This is a genomic window from Hymenobacter lutimineralis (assembly GCF_008271285.1).
In the GTDB taxonomy this organism is placed as follows: domain Bacteria; phylum Bacteroidota; class Bacteroidia; order Cytophagales; family Hymenobacteraceae; genus Hymenobacter; species Hymenobacter lutimineralis.
In genome coordinates, this window is record NZ_VTHL01000002.1 from 31,849 (window position 1) to 48,763 (window position 16,915).

A 16,915-nucleotide genomic window follows, 5' to 3' on the forward strand; every position below is an offset into this window, starting at 1 on the left:
GAGAAGGTCAGATTAGGTGACCTTCCAACACCACTGTTGCTAAAATAACTCAGTTATCCGCAAAGAAAAACCGGCGGCACCCAGCTGGCCGGGGCCTGAACTGGATACCGCCGGTTGTACACCTGGCGAAGAAGGCAAGTTTATTACTCGACGACCACGCGCTTCACTACGTGCAGGTTGTTGCCGGTGATGTGCAGCAGGTACACGCCTTGGCTCAGCTCACGCGTGGAGAAGGTAGCCACGCCGGTTCTACCCGGCAGGGTGCGTTGCTCCAGGCGCTGTCCAATGCTGTTGAACAGCGTGAGCGTAGCCTCCTCGGCCGAAGCCGTGGCGCCCTGCAGCGAAACCCGGAAGTAGCCCGCCGAAGCCGGATTCGGATACACTCCAATAGTTAAGCCGGCGGTCTGCTCCTGCTGGGCCGTGGCCACGGTTACCGTGAAGGCTACCCGGGCCAGGTTGTTGGTGGTGCTGCTTTCCGCTACCGTATTATCCGGGTTGAGCACTACCAGCAAATAGTAGTTGCCCGCCGTGGTGGTGGCTGGCACCGTCACCGTCAGCTGCTGCTGGCTGGAAGCTCCGCTGGCCAGGGTAGTGCCTGCGGCGCCGCCCAGACTGATATCCGCGGCATCAAAGTTTTCATCCGTCGACAAGTACACGGCGAAGGGCGTGCTGCTGGCTGAACCCGTGCCGGCGTTGGTGAACGTGCTGCTCACCGTAAGGGAGCTGCCGGCCGCCCCCGCCGAAGCCGACAGCGTGGTGGATGAAGCCAGGAAAGTGAGGTCCGGCATGAGGGTTACCACCGGGTCAGTAACCGCCAGCGCAACGGTAGCTACGTTGTTGGTTTCATTGCTTTCCGTCACCGCGCTCTGCGCATCGGCCACGAACAGCACGTAGTAGCCGCCCGCCACGGTAGCGGCCGGGATGGTGAGCGTCGCCGTACGGGTAGCACTGGCATTGGCACCCAAGGCACCACCTGTTGTCTGGCCCAGGCTTACGTCGGTGGCGTCCAGCGTGGTGTTTTTGGAGAGGTAGTAGCCCACGGTACTGGCCGATGCAGCTGCATTGCCGGAGTTGCTGATTTGCACGCTGGATGATACGGTGCTGCCCTTTACAACCGTTGCGGCCTGCAACGTAGCTGAGGCCAGGGAAAGGTCAGCCACTGCTGGAGCGGTAACCGCCAAGCTAGCCGAGGCTACGTTGTTGGTTTCGTCGCCTTCCGTTACGCTGCTCTGAGGGTCGGCCACAAACAGGACGTAGTAGCTGCCGGCCGCTGTGGTGGCCGGAATCGTGAGGGAGTTGGTGCGCGTATCGGAAGCCGCTGCGGCCAGACTGGCACCCGTCACGGTTTTCAGCAACACGTCGTTGCCATCCCAAGTCGTGTTGGCTGAGAGGTAGTAGCCGATGGTGCTGCTGGCGGCCGAAGCCGAGCCTTGGTTTTTGATGCTGACCGAAGTCGTAACAGTATTGCCCGTTACAACCGTGCTGCTGCCCAGGGTAGCCGAAGCCAGAGTTAGGTCAGCCTGGGTGGCTTTCACCGTCAGGGCCACGCTCAATACGTTGTCGGTTTCGTTGCTTTCCATGATGGTGCCCTGCGCATCGGCCACAAACAGCACGTAGTAGCTGCCGGCCGTAGTAGCCGCTGGAATACTGAACGAGCCCGTGCGCGTAGCGCTGCCCGAAGCCGCCAGGGTTCCGCCCGTGGTTTGGCCCATGCTCACGTCAGCGGCATCGTAGACAGCATCTTTGGACAGATAGTAGCCCACGGTGCTGGCCGTGGCACTGGCCGTGCCCGTATTCTTGATGGTAACGCTGCTGGTAAGCGCCGCCCCGGGCAGCCCGGAGGCAGCCGACAGTGTAGCCGACGCCAGCTCCAGGTTGGGCTGGGGCCGGGTTACCTTCAGGCTCACCGACGTCACGTTGTTGGTTTCGTTGGTTTCCGTGACCTGCTCCGAGGGGTCAGCCACGAAGAGTACGTAGTAAGAACCCGCAGCCGTGCCAGACGGAATAGCCAGCGTAGCACTCCGGGTAGCCGATGCACCGGCAGCCAGAGAAGCGCCCGTAGTCGTAGCCAAGGGCACGTCGCTGGTGCTGAAAACGTTGTCGGTAGACAGGTAGTAGCCCACGGTGCTGGCACTGGCGCTGGCTTTGCCCGAGTTCGTCACCTTCACCGAGGCCGACAATGAGCTACCTGCATTAATGCTGGTGCTGCCCAACGTGGCGGCGGAAAGAGCCAGGTCAGGGTTTTCGGTGGCGCCGATGCAGGAAACCGTCGCTTCGAAGCCCGTGGAAACGTAGTAGTCTGTGCTGAAGACCACCGTAATAGCCCCGGTGCTGTTGGTGGCTTTAAGAGTACCCGGCGCTACGTTGTAGTAGGTGTAGGAGCCCAGCAGCGGCGACGAGGTGTCGGGGCCGTCGTAGATGTACAGGTAGGAGTAGTAGTTCAGCGAAAACTGCGTGAAATCCAGTTGTACTTTGGCCCCGGCGGTCGATGGGTAGATAGTCAGTGTGCCGCTGGTATAGGACGCGTAGTTTTCCGTGCCGCCGTTGTCGTAGATCTTGGTGCCGCAGGTGGTAACGCTCGTTTTCCCGGAGGTGGGCACCACTGTACCATTGAAGGGCTCCGCTACGGTGAAGCTGATGGCCGTGGTGTTGTTCTGCTCGTTGGTTTCGGATACCGCGTTGGTGGCATCGGCTACCAGCAGGACGTAATAGGCCCCGGGCGTGGTGGTGCTGGGAATGGTGGTGCTGAAGGAGCGGTACGAGTAATCGTAGGCCGAGAGGTAGCCGCCGGTGGAAGTGGTCAGCAGCTCATCGTTGTTGTCCAGGGTGGCATCTTTGGAGAGGTACACCTGCGCGTTGCTGGAAGCCGAGTACGTATTGCCGCTGTTGTACACGTAGAACGAGGAGGTTACGCTGCCGCCGGCCGCCACCGAAGTGCGTGACAGCGAAGCCGAGTAGATCGACAGGTCGATGCCCGGCGTGATAACGGTGAGGGCATAAGAGGCTACGTTATTCTGCTCGTTGCTTTCGCTCAGGGAGTTTTCGTAGTCGGCCACAAACAGGATGTAGTACGAGCCGGCGGCCGTGGTCGATGGAATCTGCACGGTTGTGTAGGGGTATGCGTAGTTGCCCGCGCTGATACCGCTCACCGAACTCGACTGCAGCAGTACATCGTTGCCGTCGAGGGAGGTATTCTTGGAAAGGTAGAAGCCTACTTTCGAAGCGCTGGCCGTAGAGTTGCCCAGGTTGTACACGTAGGCCGAAACTGATACGCTGCTGCCACTGGCTACCGAGGTAGTGCCCAAGGATGGGTATTGCACGTTCAGGTCCACGTAGGGGTCCTCCACTTTCAGCGTGAGGCTGCTCACGTTATTGGTCTCGTTGGACTCGGTTACCTTGTCCTGGTAGTCGGCGGCAATGAGGAGATAGTAGGTGCCGGAGGCCGTGGTAGTCGGAATCGTGAGATAGGCACCGCGGTAGCTGCTCACGTTAGCCGCCAGCGAAGAGCCGGTCACCGAATTCAGGAGCACATCTTTGGAATCCAGCTTGTTATCCGTCGACAAATAGAAGCCCACGCTGGAAGTACCCGCCGTGGTATTGCCCTGGTTGTAGATGTAGGTCGCCGCTGAAATGGTAGTGCCAGCCGTAGTAGTCGAAGTGCTGATCTGCGACTGGGTCGGAACCAGGTCGATGCTGGCTTTGGCCACCGTAATAGCCACAGCCGTTACGTTGTTGTCCTCGTTGGATTCCTCCACCAGTCCCTGGTAATCGGCGGCAAACAGCACGTAGTAAGATCCCGGCGTAACCGAGGTCGGAATGTTGGTGTAGGCGTTGGCGTAGTTGGAGTAGCCCGCGTACAAGCTGCTGCCGTAGGTAGAGGTCAGCAGTTGGTCGTTGCCATCGAGCTTGTTGTCGGAAGACAGGTAGTAGCCGATGCTGCTGGAGCTGGAAGCGGTATTGCCGTTGTTCTTGATGTACGAAGTCAGGCTGATGGCATTACCAGGAGCCGTAGAAATAGGCGACACGCTGGCCTGCAGCATAACCAGGTCCACGGAGGCGGGTATCACGTTCAGCGACACGCTGGCTATGTTGTTCTGCTCGTTGCTTTCCGTTACGGCATCGAGGTAGTCGCCCACAAATAGCATGTAGTAGCTACCCGTGATGGTAGTAGCCGGAATCTGCACGGAGGCCTCGCGGTAGCTGGAGCTGCCCACGGCCAGGCTGCTGCCGGTCGAGTTGCCCACCAGAATGTCGCTGTCGTCCAACTTAGAGTCGGCAGATAGGTAGTAGCCCACCGAGCTGCTGGTGGCCGTGGTACCCGTCAGGTTGTAGATAGACGACGTCACGTACACGTTGTTGCCCGCTACCACCGACAGCGGCTGCACGGAGGCTCCCTGCACCGCCAGGTCTGGCTTGGGCACCGTGGTCACGCAGCTGATGCTGGCGGCAAACCCCGAGTAGCTGTAGTAGCTGGTGGCAAAGCGCACCGTCAGGGCCCCCGTGCTGTTGGTGGCGTACACCGTGCCGGGGTTCGCCGAGTTGGTGAACGTGCCAATCACCGCGCCCGAGGTAGAGTTGCCATCGTAGATGGTTATCTCATCGTAGTAGTAGGTGGAGACGGAGCTGAACTCCAGCTTGATTTTGCTGCCGCTGGTACCCGGGTTGATGGTGATGACCCCATTGGCATACGCCGTATAGTTGCCATTAGCGCCACCATCGTCGTAGAGGGTGCCTTCGCACGTGGTAATGGAAGCCGTGCCCGAGGCCGGAATGTTGTAGTTCTGCGCGGTAGCCGTGGAGCTAAACCAGGTACATGCCAGCAGCAGCACACTAAGGGCAGCCCATTTAGGGCAGGTAAATAAACGGTACAGTTTCATCATAGAAGCAGTAAAAGGGCAAAACAAGCGGGGATAATACACGCACCGGCCCCCTCCGCGGCGGCAAACCAGGCGGCCAATAAGAGTGGATTTTATTCTTCGGTCTGAGGAACAAGCAGGAAGACGTCCTCACCGGGGCGCTTCATAATGTACTTCTCCCGGGCAAACTTTTCCAGTAGCTCCGGGCTGCTCAGCAGCTCTGCGCGGTCTTTTTTCACTTTCTCAATTTCACTTAGATAGTATTCTTTTTCCGTGTTCAGTTCCCGCCACTTGGCGTACACTTCATACTGCTTGATAAAGTCGTTGGCATCGAACAGGAACATCCAGCCCAGGAACAAGGCCCCGGCCAGGAAATAAAAGCTCCGCAGGAAACCGGGCACCCGCTCCAGCATCGTATTCAAATACATAGAAGTCAAAGGTAAAGCAAAGGAGCCGATCTGTACAGACCGGCTCCTTAAAATTTTACAACTCTGAAGTAAAATTACTGCTACTACATTTTGCGACCGGGGAAGTACGCTACTTCGCCCAGTTCCTCCTCAATGCGAAGCAGCTGGTTGTACTTGGCCATGCGGTCGGAGCGGGAAGCCGAGCCGGTTTTGATCTGGCCGGTGTTGAGGGCCACGGCCAGGTCGGCAATGGTGTTGTCTTCCGTCTCGCCCGAGCGGTGGCTCATGATGCTCTTGTAGCCGTTGCGGCGGCCCAGGTTGATGGCATCGATGGTTTCCGACAACGTACCGATCTGGTTTACCTTGATGAGGATGGCGTTGGCAATCTGCTCGTCGATGCCGCGCTGCAGACGGTTTACGTTGGTCACGAACAAGTCGTCACCCACCAGCTGCGTGGTGCTGCCGATGCTGTTGGTCAGGTTTTTCCAGCCCGTCCAGTCGTCCTCGTCCATGCCATCTTCGATGCTGATGATGGGGTACTTCTTGGTCCAGTCGGTCCAGTAGCTTACCATTTCCGAGGAAGTGAGCTTGTCGCCGGTGCTCTTCTTGAAGTGGTAGTGACCATCGGAGTAGAATTCGGAAGCCGCCGCATCCATGGCAATCATCACGTCGTCGCCGGGCTTGTAGCCCGCCGTTTCAATGGCTTGCAGTACTACCTTAATGGCGTCTTCGTTGGATTTGATGTTGGGAGCAAAGCCGCCTTCGTCGCCTACGTTGGTGCTCAGACCTTGCTTTTTGAGCACGTTTTTCAGGTGATGGAAGATTTCCGTGCCCCAGCGCAGCGCCTCGGCAAACGTGGGGGCGCCCACGGGCATGATCATAAACTCCTGGAAGTCGATGCTGTTGTCGGCGTGGGAGCCGCCGTTCAGGATGTTCATCATGGGTACGGGCAGCGTGGTGGCATTCACGCCGCCCACGTAGCGGTACAGGGGCATGCCGGCTTCGGCAGCGGCGGCGCGGGCAGCGGCCAGCGAAACTCCCAGAATGGCGTTGGCACCCAGGTTGGCTTTGTTTGGCGTGCCGTCCAGCTCCAGCATGATTTTGTCGAGCAGGCCCTGCTCAAACACCGAGAAGCCCACCAGCTCTTCGGCAATTTTGCTGTTCACATTCTCTACCGCCTTCAGCACGCCCTTGCCCATGTACTTGGCTTTGTCGTCGTCGCGCAGCTCCACGGCTTCGTGCTTGCCGGTGCTGGCACCCGAGGGCACCGCGGCGCGGCCTACCGTACCACTTTCGGTAGTCACATCTACCTCCACGGTGGGATTACCGCGTGAATCAAAAATCTGACGGGCGTGGATTTCGGTGATAATGCTCATGAGAAAAAGGTTGGGTTGATAAGTGAATGCGCTTGGGCCGCTCGGCCTTCTTGCCCACAGGCCAGGTTGCTGAGTTGCGGCAGCAAGGTACTCAATTGGTACTTTTAGCCCAGCCCTAAATCAGCATATGCTAAGGCAGCACCGAAAAAAGCGTGTGCAAGCGTAGCCGCCTGCCCCTACCCTTCCAGCCACCGGCGGAACTCGGGCGTCTGGGCGGCGCTGGTGGTCAGGATTACTTCGTTTTTGCCGCGCAGCTTCACGGCCAGCCGGTTGTTGAAATAAGGCTCGACTTTCTCCACAAAAGCAATGTTGACCAGCTCGGAGCGGTTTAGGCGCCCGAAATGCGCAGGGTTCAACTGCCGCTCTACTTCCGTGAGAGTGCCGCTGAGCGGGTAGCGGGTACCTGCCGCATCTACGGCGAAGGTCACGCCTTCGTCGGCCTGCACGTAGGCTACGTCCTCGATCTGCAGAATGAAGAGGCCGTTGCGCATCCGCACGGAGAAGCGCTGTTTGTACGTGGGCTGACTTCCCAGCCTTAGCGCCTCCTTTAGCTCACGCACCACTTCTGAGCTAAGCGCCGGAGCAGCCGGCTGGGCAAAGCTGCCTTGCAGTAAGTGGTACTTGGCCAAGGCTTCCTGAAACTGCTCGTAGGTGAAGGGCTTGAGCAGGTAGGCAATGCCATTGCCCCGGAAGGCGGGCAGCAGGAATTGGTCGTAAGCCGTGGTGAAGATGATGGGGCACGTAACGCGAAACCGCTCATAGAGCGAAAACACGTTGCCATCGAGCAGCTCGATATCCGAGAAAAGCAAATCCGGCATGGGGTTAGCCTGGAGCCACTCCAAGGCTTTCGCCACGCTGCGCACAATAGGCGGAGCAGTAGCGCACAGACCGGCCTGCTGCAGGAACTGCACTGTTTGCCGGGCGGCTGGCTCTTCGTCTTCCAGAATCAGTATGGTCATCGGTTCTTCTTCCGCTTAGGCAGCATGGTAGACCTGAGCGGCAGCCACCAGCGGCACGGCCACGGCGAAGGTAGCGGCTGTAGCCGTTACCGTGATTTCCCGATTACCCAGCAGCCGGTACCGCTCGCGCAGGTTGGCCAGGCCGGTGCCAGTCGAGTCAACCGGCGTCAGCTTGGGGCGGCGCGGGTGGGTGACGGCTAAGGTGGTTTCCGTAACGCTGATAGTAATCAGTAGGGGCTCATCGTCGTTGCCGGCATTGTGCTTGATGACGTTTTCAACCAGCAGCTGCAACGTGCCCGGAACGATTAGCAGCCGGTCTAGGTCAATGCCTTCGGGGAACGTCTGCCGGAAGTCGTAAGCCGTACCAAAGCGGTGCCGGAGCAGGTAGATGTATTCCTCCACGAAACGCAGCTCCTCCGCCAGCGGCACGAAGTCCTCGTCCTTGTAGCGAATGAGGAAGCGGTAAAGGGCAGCAAAACGATTGAGGAACTCGTTGGCCTCGGCTGGGTCGTGCTGGATGAGGGCGCGCAACACGTTGAGGTTGTTGAAGAGGAAGTGTGGGTCGAGCTGGGCTTTGAGGTTGCGCAGCTCACTTTCCGTCTGGGCCTGGCGCACCTGCAGGAGCTTTTGCTGCAGGTCGAAGTAGCGCTTGGCCGTGAGCAGTACCGCCAGTAGCCCGTAGCTTTTGGCATGGGCCACCGCCCCCAGCACAATGCGCATGCCCGACAAATCGATGCGGTGCCCGAGCAGGCTGCCGTACACAATCAGGTACAGTCCTCCACTTACCAGCAAGAACACCGGCACCTGCCCCAGCCGCGACCAGTGCTTGCGTTCCAGAAAAAGCGGCAGAAACTGACTGACAATTATGGCTACCGTGACGGTATCGAACATCACTGTTACCACAACTACCGGCAGGGCCCGCCACCCGCTCCACCCGGTATCCGATACGTACTGAAGCAGTAGCACGGGTGCCACCACGGCCCAATAGGCCAGAACCAGCCGGGCATCGGAACGCGTGAGGCGGTGCTTGAGCAGAAACGAGGTCATGGTGCGAATGTAAGGCAAGCGGCGAGCCGGACAAGTACGCTTTTCGGCTACTAGGTGCCGGGCTTGGAGCGTGCTCACGGCTGCAGGGCCTGCACGGCGGCCGAGTTGCGCACCAGAATTAGATATTGCACATAAGCCGTGGCCGGCAACTCCGGCCGAAAGTGAATCTGCTGCCCCTTGGGCACGCCCGCGGCGTAGCTTACCCGAATAGGCTGTTGGTTGGTCACGGCCGTGGGGGCGTTCAACTGAAACACGGTAGTGCTACCTGGTTGGGTTTGCGCTTTCAGTTCGGGCATACCATCGATGAGCGTGAGCGGGCCATCGTGGTTGAACTTGTTGGATTGAACATAGCGCGGGGCCGGACCAGCCGAGGGCAGGAAGTTGCCCGGCAGCAGCATCTGACAATCGGCAAACACGCACATCAACGACACCACCTTGTCGTGCACCGGCAGGGTGCTCTGGCGCACCAGCCCGGCAAACAAGGTAGCGCCGCTTTGCAGGGGACTTTGCAGCACGTGCGCCAGTCCCCAGAAGCCGTACAGCTTCTGCCCGGCCAAGTGCTGAGCCTCATACAGAGCCTGAAAGTTGGCGAAGATATTCTTTTCCCGCACCAGCATGTTGTTGCGGTTCTGCGTAGCGCCTACCAGCAGGTGCCGTACCTCCTCATACCACTGGCCAAGCGTGGCGCGGTGGTGGGCTTCCGGCTGCTGCAGGGCAAGTAAGGTACGTTGGGCCACGCCCGCCAGCACAGCTCCACTTGGCTGCGGTTGCCGAAGCAGCACCGTTACCGAGTCCAGTTGGGTGCGCAAGTCCGGTGCTAACCCTTTTTGTGGCAGCAGGGCCGTTAGGTAGTCCGCCGCCAACGGCAAATCCTGGAGCTGGTCAAGCCCCAGAAAACGAATCTGGCGCTTTTTGGGCAGCGTCTGGTTCCAGCTGCGCAGCTGCTGGAATTTTGCCTTTAGCGCCTGGTTGGCCCACTGCGAGGTTTCGGCGTTCCAACTGCGGAAGATCAGGTCCAGCGTAGCCTCTTGCCCGGTGCGCAGGTACTCGTTCAGGTAGTAGGCTTTAGCGCAGTCCACTTCGGCCACGTAGGTTCGTACGCCGGCCCGCTCGTTCAGGTGCTTGAGCAGGGCCAGGTCTATTTCTTGGGGGCGTTGTACCCCATGGGCTTCACCCAGCAGAAACAGCTCGTTCTGATAAAAGGCCTCATCGAAAGCCGGAAACGCCTCTTTTCTCCCCAGCTGTATAGCCGATGTGGGTACACCCACGAAGCGCGCCGCAGGTGGTACGGCTTCGGCCGATTGCGCGTGGGTTTGCGTGGCTCCCCACCAGAAGGTAGCGGCACAAAGCAGGGTTTTCAAAGAAAAGGCGTTGGTAGTCATTGTAGCGAAAGGAGTAGCGTGAAGGAATGACTCAAAGCACGCCGTTTAGGCCCCTCCTCCCGCTGCCTATCCTGCCAAGCCGCTAAAACTCCTGGTGAACTGTAGGAAAAATCCATCGAACAACCGTGCGACCTGGGCAAGAAAAAAGGGACGCACCTTGCGGTACGTCCCTTTTCGGGTTGTAAGCTCAGCTTACGAAACCAACTACTCGGCGGCTTTCTCCTCGCGGGTTTCGCCTTCTTTCAGGGTTTCCGTAGCCGTGTCTTCCGGAGCCGATACCTCGGTAGCAGCAGCGGCAACTGGAGCAGCCTCAGCAGCCGGAGCGGCTACTTCAGCACCAGCGGCTTTCTTCTTGCCACGCGAACGACGGGTAGTCGTTTTGGCCTCGCCGGCCGACTTGGCTTCCAGTAGGGTTTCGTTGTAGTCAACCAGCTCGATTACGCACATTTCGGCGTTGTCGCCCAAACGGGAGTCGCTCAGCTTAATAATGCGGGTATAGCCACCGGGGCGGTTCGCAATTTTGCCAGCTACAACGTCGAACAGCTCCTTGATGGACTCTTTGTTCTGCAGCGTAGCGAATACGGTACGACGTGAGTGCGTTGTGTCGCTCTTCGACTTGGTCAGCAGGGGCTCGATAAACTTGCGCAGTGCTTTGGCTTTAGCTACCGTGGTGGTGATACGCTTGCTCACGATCAGCGACGATGCCATGTTGGAGAGCATCGCGTTGCGGTGAGAGGCCGTGCGGCCGAGGTGGTTGATGGTTTTACCGTGACGCATAAAAAAAAGAAAGTGTAGGCTTGCGAGCAACGACCACGGCGGAAAGCAAGTGCAGCTCTCTCATTAGAACCGTTGTTCCTTGGGCCTACTAGTGAAAAAAGGAAACGTGAAAATTGAGTTTACTATTCGGAAGGCGTTAAATGAAAAATGTGCTGATGTAGTCACTGTGCTTTTCACACATCTGACACATTCAGCACATTTTCACATTAACACCTATTCTTCGTCGAGCTTGTACTTGCCCAGGTCCATCCCGAAGGTCAGACCTTTTTCCTCTACGAGGTTTTCCAGCTCGGTCAGCGACTTCTTACCGAAGTTGCGGAACTTCATCATGTCTGCCATATCCAGCTGCACCAAGTCACCAAGGGTTTTGATGTCGGCCGCTTTCAGGCAGTTGTAAGCGCGCACGCTCAGGTCCATGTCCGCCAGCGGCGTTTTCAGGACTTTGCGCATGTGCAGGGTTTCTTCATCTACCGTCTCCTCTTCCTCGGCTTTGGCCGTTTCGAAGGTCATGGTGCTGTCGGAGAACAGCATGAAGTGTTGAATCAGGATATGAGCGGCACCTTTCAGTGCGTCCTCGGGGTGAATAGAGCCGTCCGTGTGAATCTCGATGAGGAGCTTCTCGTAGTCGGTCTTTTGCTCTACCCGGGTGTTTTCGATGCTGTACTTCACGTTCTTGATAGGCGTGAAGATGGCGTCGATGGCAATCTGACCAAATACCTGATCGGCGGGCTTGTTTTCCTCAGCGGGAACGTAGCCACGGCCTTTCTGAATGGTGAACTCAAACTCCAGCTCGGTAGCGGGGTCTACGTTGCAGATCACCAAATCCGGGTTCAGCACCTGGAAACCGTTGGTAAACTTGCTGATGTCGCCGGCCGTGAAGGTTTCTTGGTTTTTGATCCGAACCGTGATTTTGTCCTCGATGGCGTCGCTCACCTTCTTGAAGCGGACTTGCTTCAGGTTGAGGATGATTTCGGACATGTCCTCAATCACACCTTCGATGGTCATGAACTCGTGCAGTACGCTGCTGGTCCGAACCGACGTAATAGCGTAGCCCTCCAGCGACGACAGCAGGATACGGCGCAATGCGTTGCCGATCGTGACGCCGTAGCCTTTCTCAAGCGGTTTAAATTCAAACGTTCCGTAGAAGTCGTCGGATTTCTCCATCACTACCTTCTCCGGCATTTGAAAAGCTAAGATTGACATAAGTGGGGCGTTTTTTAGTATTGAGCAATGGGTATTAAGTAGAAAGCGCCTCTAGTTAGCTGCTTCGTACTCAATACCCAAACTCAGTTCCAATTTGTAACAAGGAAAAAAATCGAAGCAACAGCAGGCCCAGCCGAAGCCGGGCCGCCAAGATTACTTCGAGTACAACTCGACGATGAGCTGCTCCGTGATTTTCTCCGGAATCAGGTCACGCGAGGGGGCGCTGATGAACTTGCCCACCATTTCCTTGCCGTCCCACTCCAGCCACGAGAAAGCACGGGCGTTGCGGGCGCTGAGGCTGGTCGTAATGGCTTCCAGCGACTTCGATTTTTCACGTACGGCAACAACGCCGCCGGCACGCAGCTTGTAGGAAGCAATGTTTACTACTTCACCGTTCACCGTGATGTGCTTGTGCAGTACAAGCTGACGAGCAGCCCGGCGCGTGGGCGCAATGCCCAAACGGTACACCGTGTTGTCGAGGCGCGACTCCAGCAAAGCCAGCAGGTTGTCACCGGTGATGCCGGGCAGCGTAGCCGCTTTGTGGAACAGGTTCTCGAACTGCTTTTCTAGGACGCCGTACATGTACTTCACTTTCTGCTTCTCCATCAGCTGGACAGCGTACTCGCTTTGCTTCTTACGACGACCACGGCCGTGCTGGCCGGGGGGGTATGCTTTCTTGGTGAGTGCCTTGCTTGGGCCGAAGATCGGCTCATTGAAGCGACGGGCAATCTTGGTTTTAGGACCAGTATAACGTGCCATTTCGGGGTTGTTGTGTGTTGAGGGGGTTGAACCGCGTGCATTGGGTAACTAGTGCAGCCTTGTAGGCCAGAACCATCTTCCAATACCGCTGGCCAATGAAGGCCAGTTCGCTAAATCAAACGCGACGACGTTTGGGAGGACGGCAGCCGTTGTGGGGCAGCGGCGTCACGTCCTTAATGGTCGTTACCTCAATACCCACGTTACCCAGCGTGCGGATAGCCGATTCACGGCCAGCACCCGGACCCTTTACGAACACCTCGGCTTTGCGCATGCCCAGGTCGTGAGCTACTTTGCCGCAATCCGTGGCAGCCATCTGAGCTGCGTAGGGGGTGTTCTTTTTAGAACCCCGGAAGCCCATCTTACCAGCCGACGCCCAGGAAATAACCTGGCCGTTGTTGTTGGTGATGGAGATGATGATGTTGTTGAACGAGGCTTTGATGTGTACCTGGCCTACGGGCTCAACAACAACAACGCGCTTCTTGGCTTTGTCTTTTCTTTTTTGTGCCATTTGGTTATCGCGAAAAACTGCGGAAGGTGTTGAAGCCGGCTATCCAGTCCGGAAAGCCGGGCTTCGATTCCCGCTACAGATTATTTAGTAGCCTTCTTCTTGCCAGCAACGGTCTTGCGCTTGCCCTTGCGGGTACGCGAGTTGTTCTTGGTACGCTGACCACGAACCGGCAGACCTTTGCGGTGACGCAGACCCCGGTAGCAACCGATGTCCATCAGGCGCTTAATGTTCAGCTGCACTTCTGAGCGCAGCACACCTTCGGTTTTGAACTCAGCAGCAATGATGCTACGAATTTCACCAGCCTCAGCTTCCGTCCAGTCTTTCACCTTCTTGTTCAGGTCGATGCCTGCTTTGGTAAGGATCTGCTGGGCCGAAGGACGACCGATGCCGAAAATGTAGGTCAGCGCGATTTCACCGCGCTTGTTGTCTGGGATATCTACCCCTGCAATACGAGCCATGTGCTTTTTTAAAAAAGTCTGGTGCTACTACCCTTGACGCTGTTTGTAGCGGGGGTTCTTTTTGTTGATGACGTAAAGCTTGCCCTTGCGGCGAATTACCTTACAGTCGGCGCTGCGCTTCTTAACGGACGCTTTGACTTTCATGTGGATGGAGTTGTTAGGAGCTTAGGGTCTTGGGGTCTTGGTACAGGAACCGAAGTCCCTAAGACCCGCTACTTGTAACGGTACACAATTCGTCCCTTCGACAAGTCGTAGGGCGACATTTCCAGCTTTACCTTATCTCCCGGCAGGATCTTGATGTAGTGCATCCGCATCTTGCCCGAAATGTGGGCAATCAACTGGTGACCGTTCTCCAGCTCCACTCGGAACATGGCGTTGGAAAGGGCTTCCAGGATGACTCCGTCCTGCTCAATGGAAGTTTGTTTGGCCATAAGGCTACTGTAAGGCTTTTTCTATGTATTCGAAGGAGGTAAGAATTTCCGCCTTGTCTTTTCTGACTACCACGGTATGCTCGAAGTGCGCCGAAGGCTTGAGGTCTTTGGTGCGGATGGTCCAACCATCTTTCTCCTGAACCACACTCTTGGTACCAAGGTTTACCATGGGCTCAATGGCTAGCACCAAACCCGTTTGCAGCTTCAATCCCGAACCACGTTTTCCATAGTTGGGTACTTCCGGCCGCTCGTGCAGCTTCTGGCCGATACCATGACCAACCAACTCCCGAACTACACCGTACCCACGCTTTTCCACGTGATTCTGAATAGCAAAGCTGACGTCGCCCATCCGGTTACCCGCCACTGCCTGCTCGATACCGAGGTACAGTGACTTCTTGGTTTCTTCGAGCAGCTCCAGTACCTCTGGCGCCACCTCCCCTACCGGGTAAGTATAGGCGCTATCGGCGTGGTAGCCATTCAGCAGCACGCCGCAGTCTACCGAGATGACATCCCCGCTTTTCAGGGTATAGTCACTTGGGAAACCGTGCACCACCACCGAGTTGGGCGAGATGCAAAGGCTGAAGGGGAAATCATTGTAGCCTTTAAACGAAGGCTGCCCGCCATGATCCTTGATGAACTCTTCCGCGCGAAGGTCTAGTTCCCGCGTAGTCACTCCTTCCCGAATCATGCCCGCGACTTCGCCGTGAGCCTGAGCCAGCACCTTCGCGCTGGCTCGCATTAGTTCGATTTCTTCCTCGGTCTTGTAGAAGATCATGACCGAATTAGGATGCCATAGCAATTGGCGTCGAACGCCCCCGCACTTTACCCGACTTCATCATGCCGTCGTAGTGACGCATCAGCAGGTAGCTCTGTACCTGGTTGAGCGTATCCAGTACCACGCCTACCATAATGATGAGCGAAGTTCCGCCGTAAAAGGCTGAGAACGGACGCGTCACCCCGAATAGCAGGGCAATAGCCGGGAAAATGGCAATCAGCGCCAGCGCCAGCGCGCCGGGCAGGGTAATGCGGGTCAATACTTCGTCAATGTACTCGGAGGTATCAGCGCCGGGCTTCACGCCAGGTACGAAACCGCCGCTGCGCTTCAGGTCGTCGGCAATCTGGTTGGGGTTCACGCTGATAGCCGTATAGAAATACGTGAACAGCAGAATGAGCGTCCCGAATACCAAGTTGTACTCCCAGGAAGTGTAATCCGAGAACTTAACGCCAATGGTGTTGGCTAGGTCGCTGTCGTTCTGCCATACCGAGGCCACAATGGCCGGCACAAACATGAGCGACTGGGCAAAAATGATTGGCATCACCCCCGCTGCGTTCACCTTCATAGGGATGAACTGACGCTGGGAGTTAAGCTGAGCGGTACCGCCTATCTGCTTGGCATATTGCACTGGAATCTGGCGCACAGCCTGAGTCAATACAATCACCGCCATGACTACGAAGAAGAGCACCACCAGTTCCAACAGGAAAATGAGTGCGCCATTCAATCCTTTAGCAGCTGCTTCACCGATAATGGCGCCGGGAAAACGTGATACAATCCCGATCATGATGATCATGGAAATACCGTTGCCGATGCCTTTATCAGTAATTTTCTCACCAAGCCACATGCAGAACAGCGTACCAGCGGTGATGATAATCATCGATGATACCGTGAACAGCACGCCCGGATTGATAATGGCATCAGCATTAATGGTAGCAATAAAGCCGACCGACTGAGCCAGAACAATGGGAATGGTGAGAATACGGGTGTACTGGTTGATTTTCTTGCGTCCCGACTCACCCTCTTTCTGCAGCTTCTGGAAGTACGGCACCGCAATCGTCAGCAGTTGCAATACAATGGAAGCCGAGATATAGGGCATGATGCCCAGTGCAAAAATCGATGCGTTGCTGAAAGCGCCCCCGAGGAGCGTATCCAGAATACCGAAAATGCCTGCGGCGCCTTGTTTCAGACGGGTAGCATCAACTCCGGGCAGCACCACGAAGGAGCCTAGCCGATAGATGGCAATGAAAAAAAGCGTATTGAAGATCCGCGTACGCAGATCTTCAATCGCAAAAATGTTCTTTATCGTTTCGATAAACTTTTTCATCGCCGATTATGACTTTACAGCGTCACAGCTTTACCACCGGCTTTCTCAATGGCTTCTACAGCCGATTTTGAGAAGGCGTGGGCGTGTACTTCCACCGCCGTAGCAATTTCGCCACGACCCAGAATTTTAATCTTGGCGTTTTTCGAGGCCAGACCAGCATTTACGAAGAAAGCCGAATCCAAGGTAGTAACGCCACCCTCAGTGAGGCTAGCCAGTACGTCCAAGTTGATGGCTTTGTACTCCACGCGGTTCAGGCTCTTGAAGCCGAACTTAGGCACGCGGCGCTGCAGGGGCATCTGGCCACCTTCGAAGCCGGACTTTTTGGAGTAGCCCGAGCGGGACTTGGCACCTTTATGACCGCGCGTTGAAGTGCCGCCACGGCCGGAACCCGTACCACGGCCTACACGCTTTTCATTGCGGGTAGCACCAACGGCGGGTTTGAGATTGCTGAGATTCATGATCGAGATACTTCCTACAGTTCGGTTACTTCCAACAGGTGTTTCACGGCGTTTACCATGCCAGCAACCTGAGGCGTGTTCTCCACGCTCTTGGTGCTACCCATTTTGCCGAGGCCAAGGGCCTTCACCGTGCGTTTCTGACGCTCTGGGCGGTCGATAACGCTTTTCACGAGTTTAATTTGGATCTGCGCCATC

General features: G+C 56.8%; 17 protein-coding genes. All 17 read right to left on the reverse strand.

Translation table 11 applies throughout. From position 1 onward, the window contains the following. Positions 1-143: 143 nt before the first annotated feature. The 17 genes from FY528_RS02395 to rpmD all read right to left on the reverse strand — a co-directional run bounded on the left by FY528_RS02395 (position 144) and on the right by rpmD (position 16,914). Positions 144-4,880, reverse strand: coding sequence for a CARDB domain-containing protein (locus tag FY528_RS02395; protein WP_149069406.1), 4,737 nt, complete (start codon positions 4,878-4,880; stop codon positions 144-146). An 89-nt stretch (positions 4,881-4,969) separates the two neighbouring features. Beyond that, positions 4,970-5,284 carry an FtsB family cell division protein gene (locus FY528_RS02400; RefSeq protein WP_149069407.1) on the reverse strand — a complete coding sequence of 105 codons (315 nt, stop codon included), beginning with the start codon at positions 5,282-5,284 and terminating at the stop codon, positions 4,970-4,972. Between the two features lie 83 nt (positions 5,285-5,367). Next, positions 5,368-6,639, reverse strand: a complete 1,272-nt coding sequence (eno, locus tag FY528_RS02405; RefSeq protein WP_149069408.1) for a phosphopyruvate hydratase — start codon at positions 6,637-6,639, stop codon at positions 5,368-5,370. 176 nt (positions 6,640-6,815) lie between these two features. Then, entirely contained in the window at positions 6,816-7,598 is a 783-nt protein-coding gene (locus tag FY528_RS02410; RefSeq protein ID WP_149069409.1) for a LytR/AlgR family response regulator transcription factor, read from the reverse strand. Positions 7,599-7,613: 15 nt separating this feature from the next. Continuing rightward, positions 7,614-8,723 (reverse strand): sensor histidine kinase, encoded by a 1,110-nt coding sequence (locus FY528_RS02415; protein WP_187631963.1) that lies wholly within the window; start codon positions 8,721-8,723, stop codon positions 7,614-7,616. Next, positions 8,720-10,006 carry an erythromycin esterase family protein gene (locus FY528_RS02420; RefSeq protein WP_187631964.1) on the reverse strand — a complete coding sequence of 429 codons (1,287 nt, stop codon included), beginning with the start codon at positions 10,004-10,006 and terminating at the stop codon, positions 8,720-8,722. The genes FY528_RS02415 and FY528_RS02420 overlap by 4 nt, the downstream gene beginning before the upstream one ends. A 225-nt stretch (positions 10,007-10,231) precedes the next feature. Continuing rightward, positions 10,232-10,804, reverse strand: a complete 573-nt coding sequence (gene rplQ / locus FY528_RS02425) for a 50S ribosomal protein L17 (protein ID WP_149069412.1) — start codon at positions 10,802-10,804, stop codon at positions 10,232-10,234. Positions 10,805-11,017: 213 nt separating this feature from the next. Beyond that, positions 11,018-12,007, reverse strand: a complete 990-nt coding sequence (locus tag FY528_RS02430; protein ID WP_149069413.1) for a DNA-directed RNA polymerase subunit alpha — start codon at positions 12,005-12,007, stop codon at positions 11,018-11,020. Positions 12,008-12,160: 153 nt separating this feature from the next. Further along, positions 12,161-12,766 (reverse strand): 30S ribosomal protein S4, encoded by a 606-nt coding sequence (rpsD, locus tag FY528_RS02435; protein ID WP_149069414.1) that lies wholly within the window; start codon positions 12,764-12,766, stop codon positions 12,161-12,163. Between the two features lie 115 nt (positions 12,767-12,881). Beyond that, on the reverse strand, positions 12,882-13,274 hold the full coding sequence (gene rpsK / locus FY528_RS02440; RefSeq protein WP_022822149.1) for a 30S ribosomal protein S11: 393 nt from the start codon (positions 13,272-13,274) through the stop codon (positions 12,882-12,884). An 80-nt stretch (positions 13,275-13,354) separates the two neighbouring features. Further along, positions 13,355-13,732 carry a 30S ribosomal protein S13 gene (gene rpsM, locus FY528_RS02445; RefSeq protein WP_149069415.1) on the reverse strand — a complete coding sequence of 126 codons (378 nt, stop codon included), beginning with the start codon at positions 13,730-13,732 and terminating at the stop codon, positions 13,355-13,357. Positions 13,733-13,759: 27 nt separating this feature from the next. Next, complete coding sequence (gene ykgO, locus FY528_RS02450) at positions 13,760-13,876, reverse strand: type B 50S ribosomal protein L36 (RefSeq protein ID WP_034256541.1); 117 nt, start codon at positions 13,874-13,876, stop codon at positions 13,760-13,762. A gap of 68 nt (positions 13,877-13,944) precedes the next feature. Beyond that, on the reverse strand, positions 13,945-14,163 hold the full coding sequence (gene infA / locus FY528_RS02455) for a translation initiation factor IF-1 (protein WP_022822146.1): 219 nt from the start codon (positions 14,161-14,163) through the stop codon (positions 13,945-13,947). Between the two features lie 4 nt (positions 14,164-14,167). Then, entirely contained in the window at positions 14,168-14,938 is a 771-nt protein-coding gene (map, locus tag FY528_RS02460) for a type I methionyl aminopeptidase (protein ID WP_149069416.1), read from the reverse strand. Positions 14,939-14,945: 7 nt separating this feature from the next. Continuing rightward, entirely contained in the window at positions 14,946-16,262 is a 1,317-nt protein-coding gene (secY, locus tag FY528_RS02465; RefSeq protein ID WP_149069417.1) for a preprotein translocase subunit SecY, read from the reverse strand. Positions 16,263-16,276: 14 nt separating this feature from the next. Further along, positions 16,277-16,720: a 50S ribosomal protein L15 gene (gene rplO / locus FY528_RS02470; RefSeq protein WP_149069418.1), complete on the reverse strand. Its 444-nt coding sequence runs from the start codon at positions 16,718-16,720 to the stop codon at positions 16,277-16,279. 14 nt (positions 16,721-16,734) lie between these two features. Next, a complete protein-coding gene (gene rpmD / locus FY528_RS02475) occupies positions 16,735-16,914 on the reverse strand; it encodes a 50S ribosomal protein L30 (protein ID WP_149069419.1) in 180 nt (59 codons plus the stop codon). Between the last annotated feature and the right edge of the window lies 1 nt (position 16,915).

Bases quoted from the DNA above. Each gene is read 5' to 3' on its own strand.
- FY528_RS02395 (WP_149069406.1), bottom strand. From the start codon at position 4,880: ATGATGAAACTGTACCGTTTATTTACCTGCCCTAAATGGGCTGCCCTT.
- FY528_RS02400 (WP_149069407.1), bottom strand. From the start codon at position 5,284: ATGTATTTGAATACGATGCTGGAGCGGGTGCCCGGTTTCCTGCGGAGC.
- eno (WP_149069408.1), bottom strand. From the start codon at position 6,639: ATGAGCATTATCACCGAAATCCACGCCCGTCAGATTTTTGATTCACGC.
- FY528_RS02410 (WP_149069409.1), bottom strand. From the start codon at position 7,598: ATGACCATACTGATTCTGGAAGACGAAGAGCCAGCCGCCCGGCAAACA.
- rplQ (WP_149069412.1), bottom strand. From the start codon at position 10,804: ATGCGTCACGGTAAAACCATCAACCACCTCGGCCGCACGGCCTCTCAC.
- FY528_RS02430 (WP_149069413.1), bottom strand. From the start codon at position 12,007: ATGTCAATCTTAGCTTTTCAAATGCCGGAGAAGGTAGTGATGGAGAAA.
- rpsD (WP_149069414.1), bottom strand. From the start codon at position 12,766: ATGGCACGTTATACTGGTCCTAAAACCAAGATTGCCCGTCGCTTCAAT.
- rpsK (WP_022822149.1), bottom strand. From the start codon at position 13,274: ATGGCACAAAAAAGAAAAGACAAAGCCAAGAAGCGCGTTGTTGTTGTT.
- rpsM (WP_149069415.1), bottom strand. From the start codon at position 13,732: ATGGCTCGTATTGCAGGGGTAGATATCCCAGACAACAAGCGCGGTGAA.
- ykgO (WP_034256541.1), bottom strand. From the start codon at position 13,876: ATGAAAGTCAAAGCGTCCGTTAAGAAGCGCAGCGCCGACTGTAAGGTA.
- infA (WP_022822146.1), bottom strand. From the start codon at position 14,163: ATGGCCAAACAAACTTCCATTGAGCAGGACGGAGTCATCCTGGAAGCC.
- map (WP_149069416.1), bottom strand. From the start codon at position 14,938: ATGATCTTCTACAAGACCGAGGAAGAAATCGAACTAATGCGAGCCAGC.
- secY (WP_149069417.1), bottom strand. From the start codon at position 16,262: ATGAAAAAGTTTATCGAAACGATAAAGAACATTTTTGCGATTGAAGAT.
- rplO (WP_149069418.1), bottom strand. From the start codon at position 16,720: ATGAATCTCAGCAATCTCAAACCCGCCGTTGGTGCTACCCGCAATGAA.
- rpmD (WP_149069419.1), bottom strand. From the start codon at position 16,914: ATGGCGCAGATCCAAATTAAACTCGTGAAAAGCGTTATCGACCGCCCA.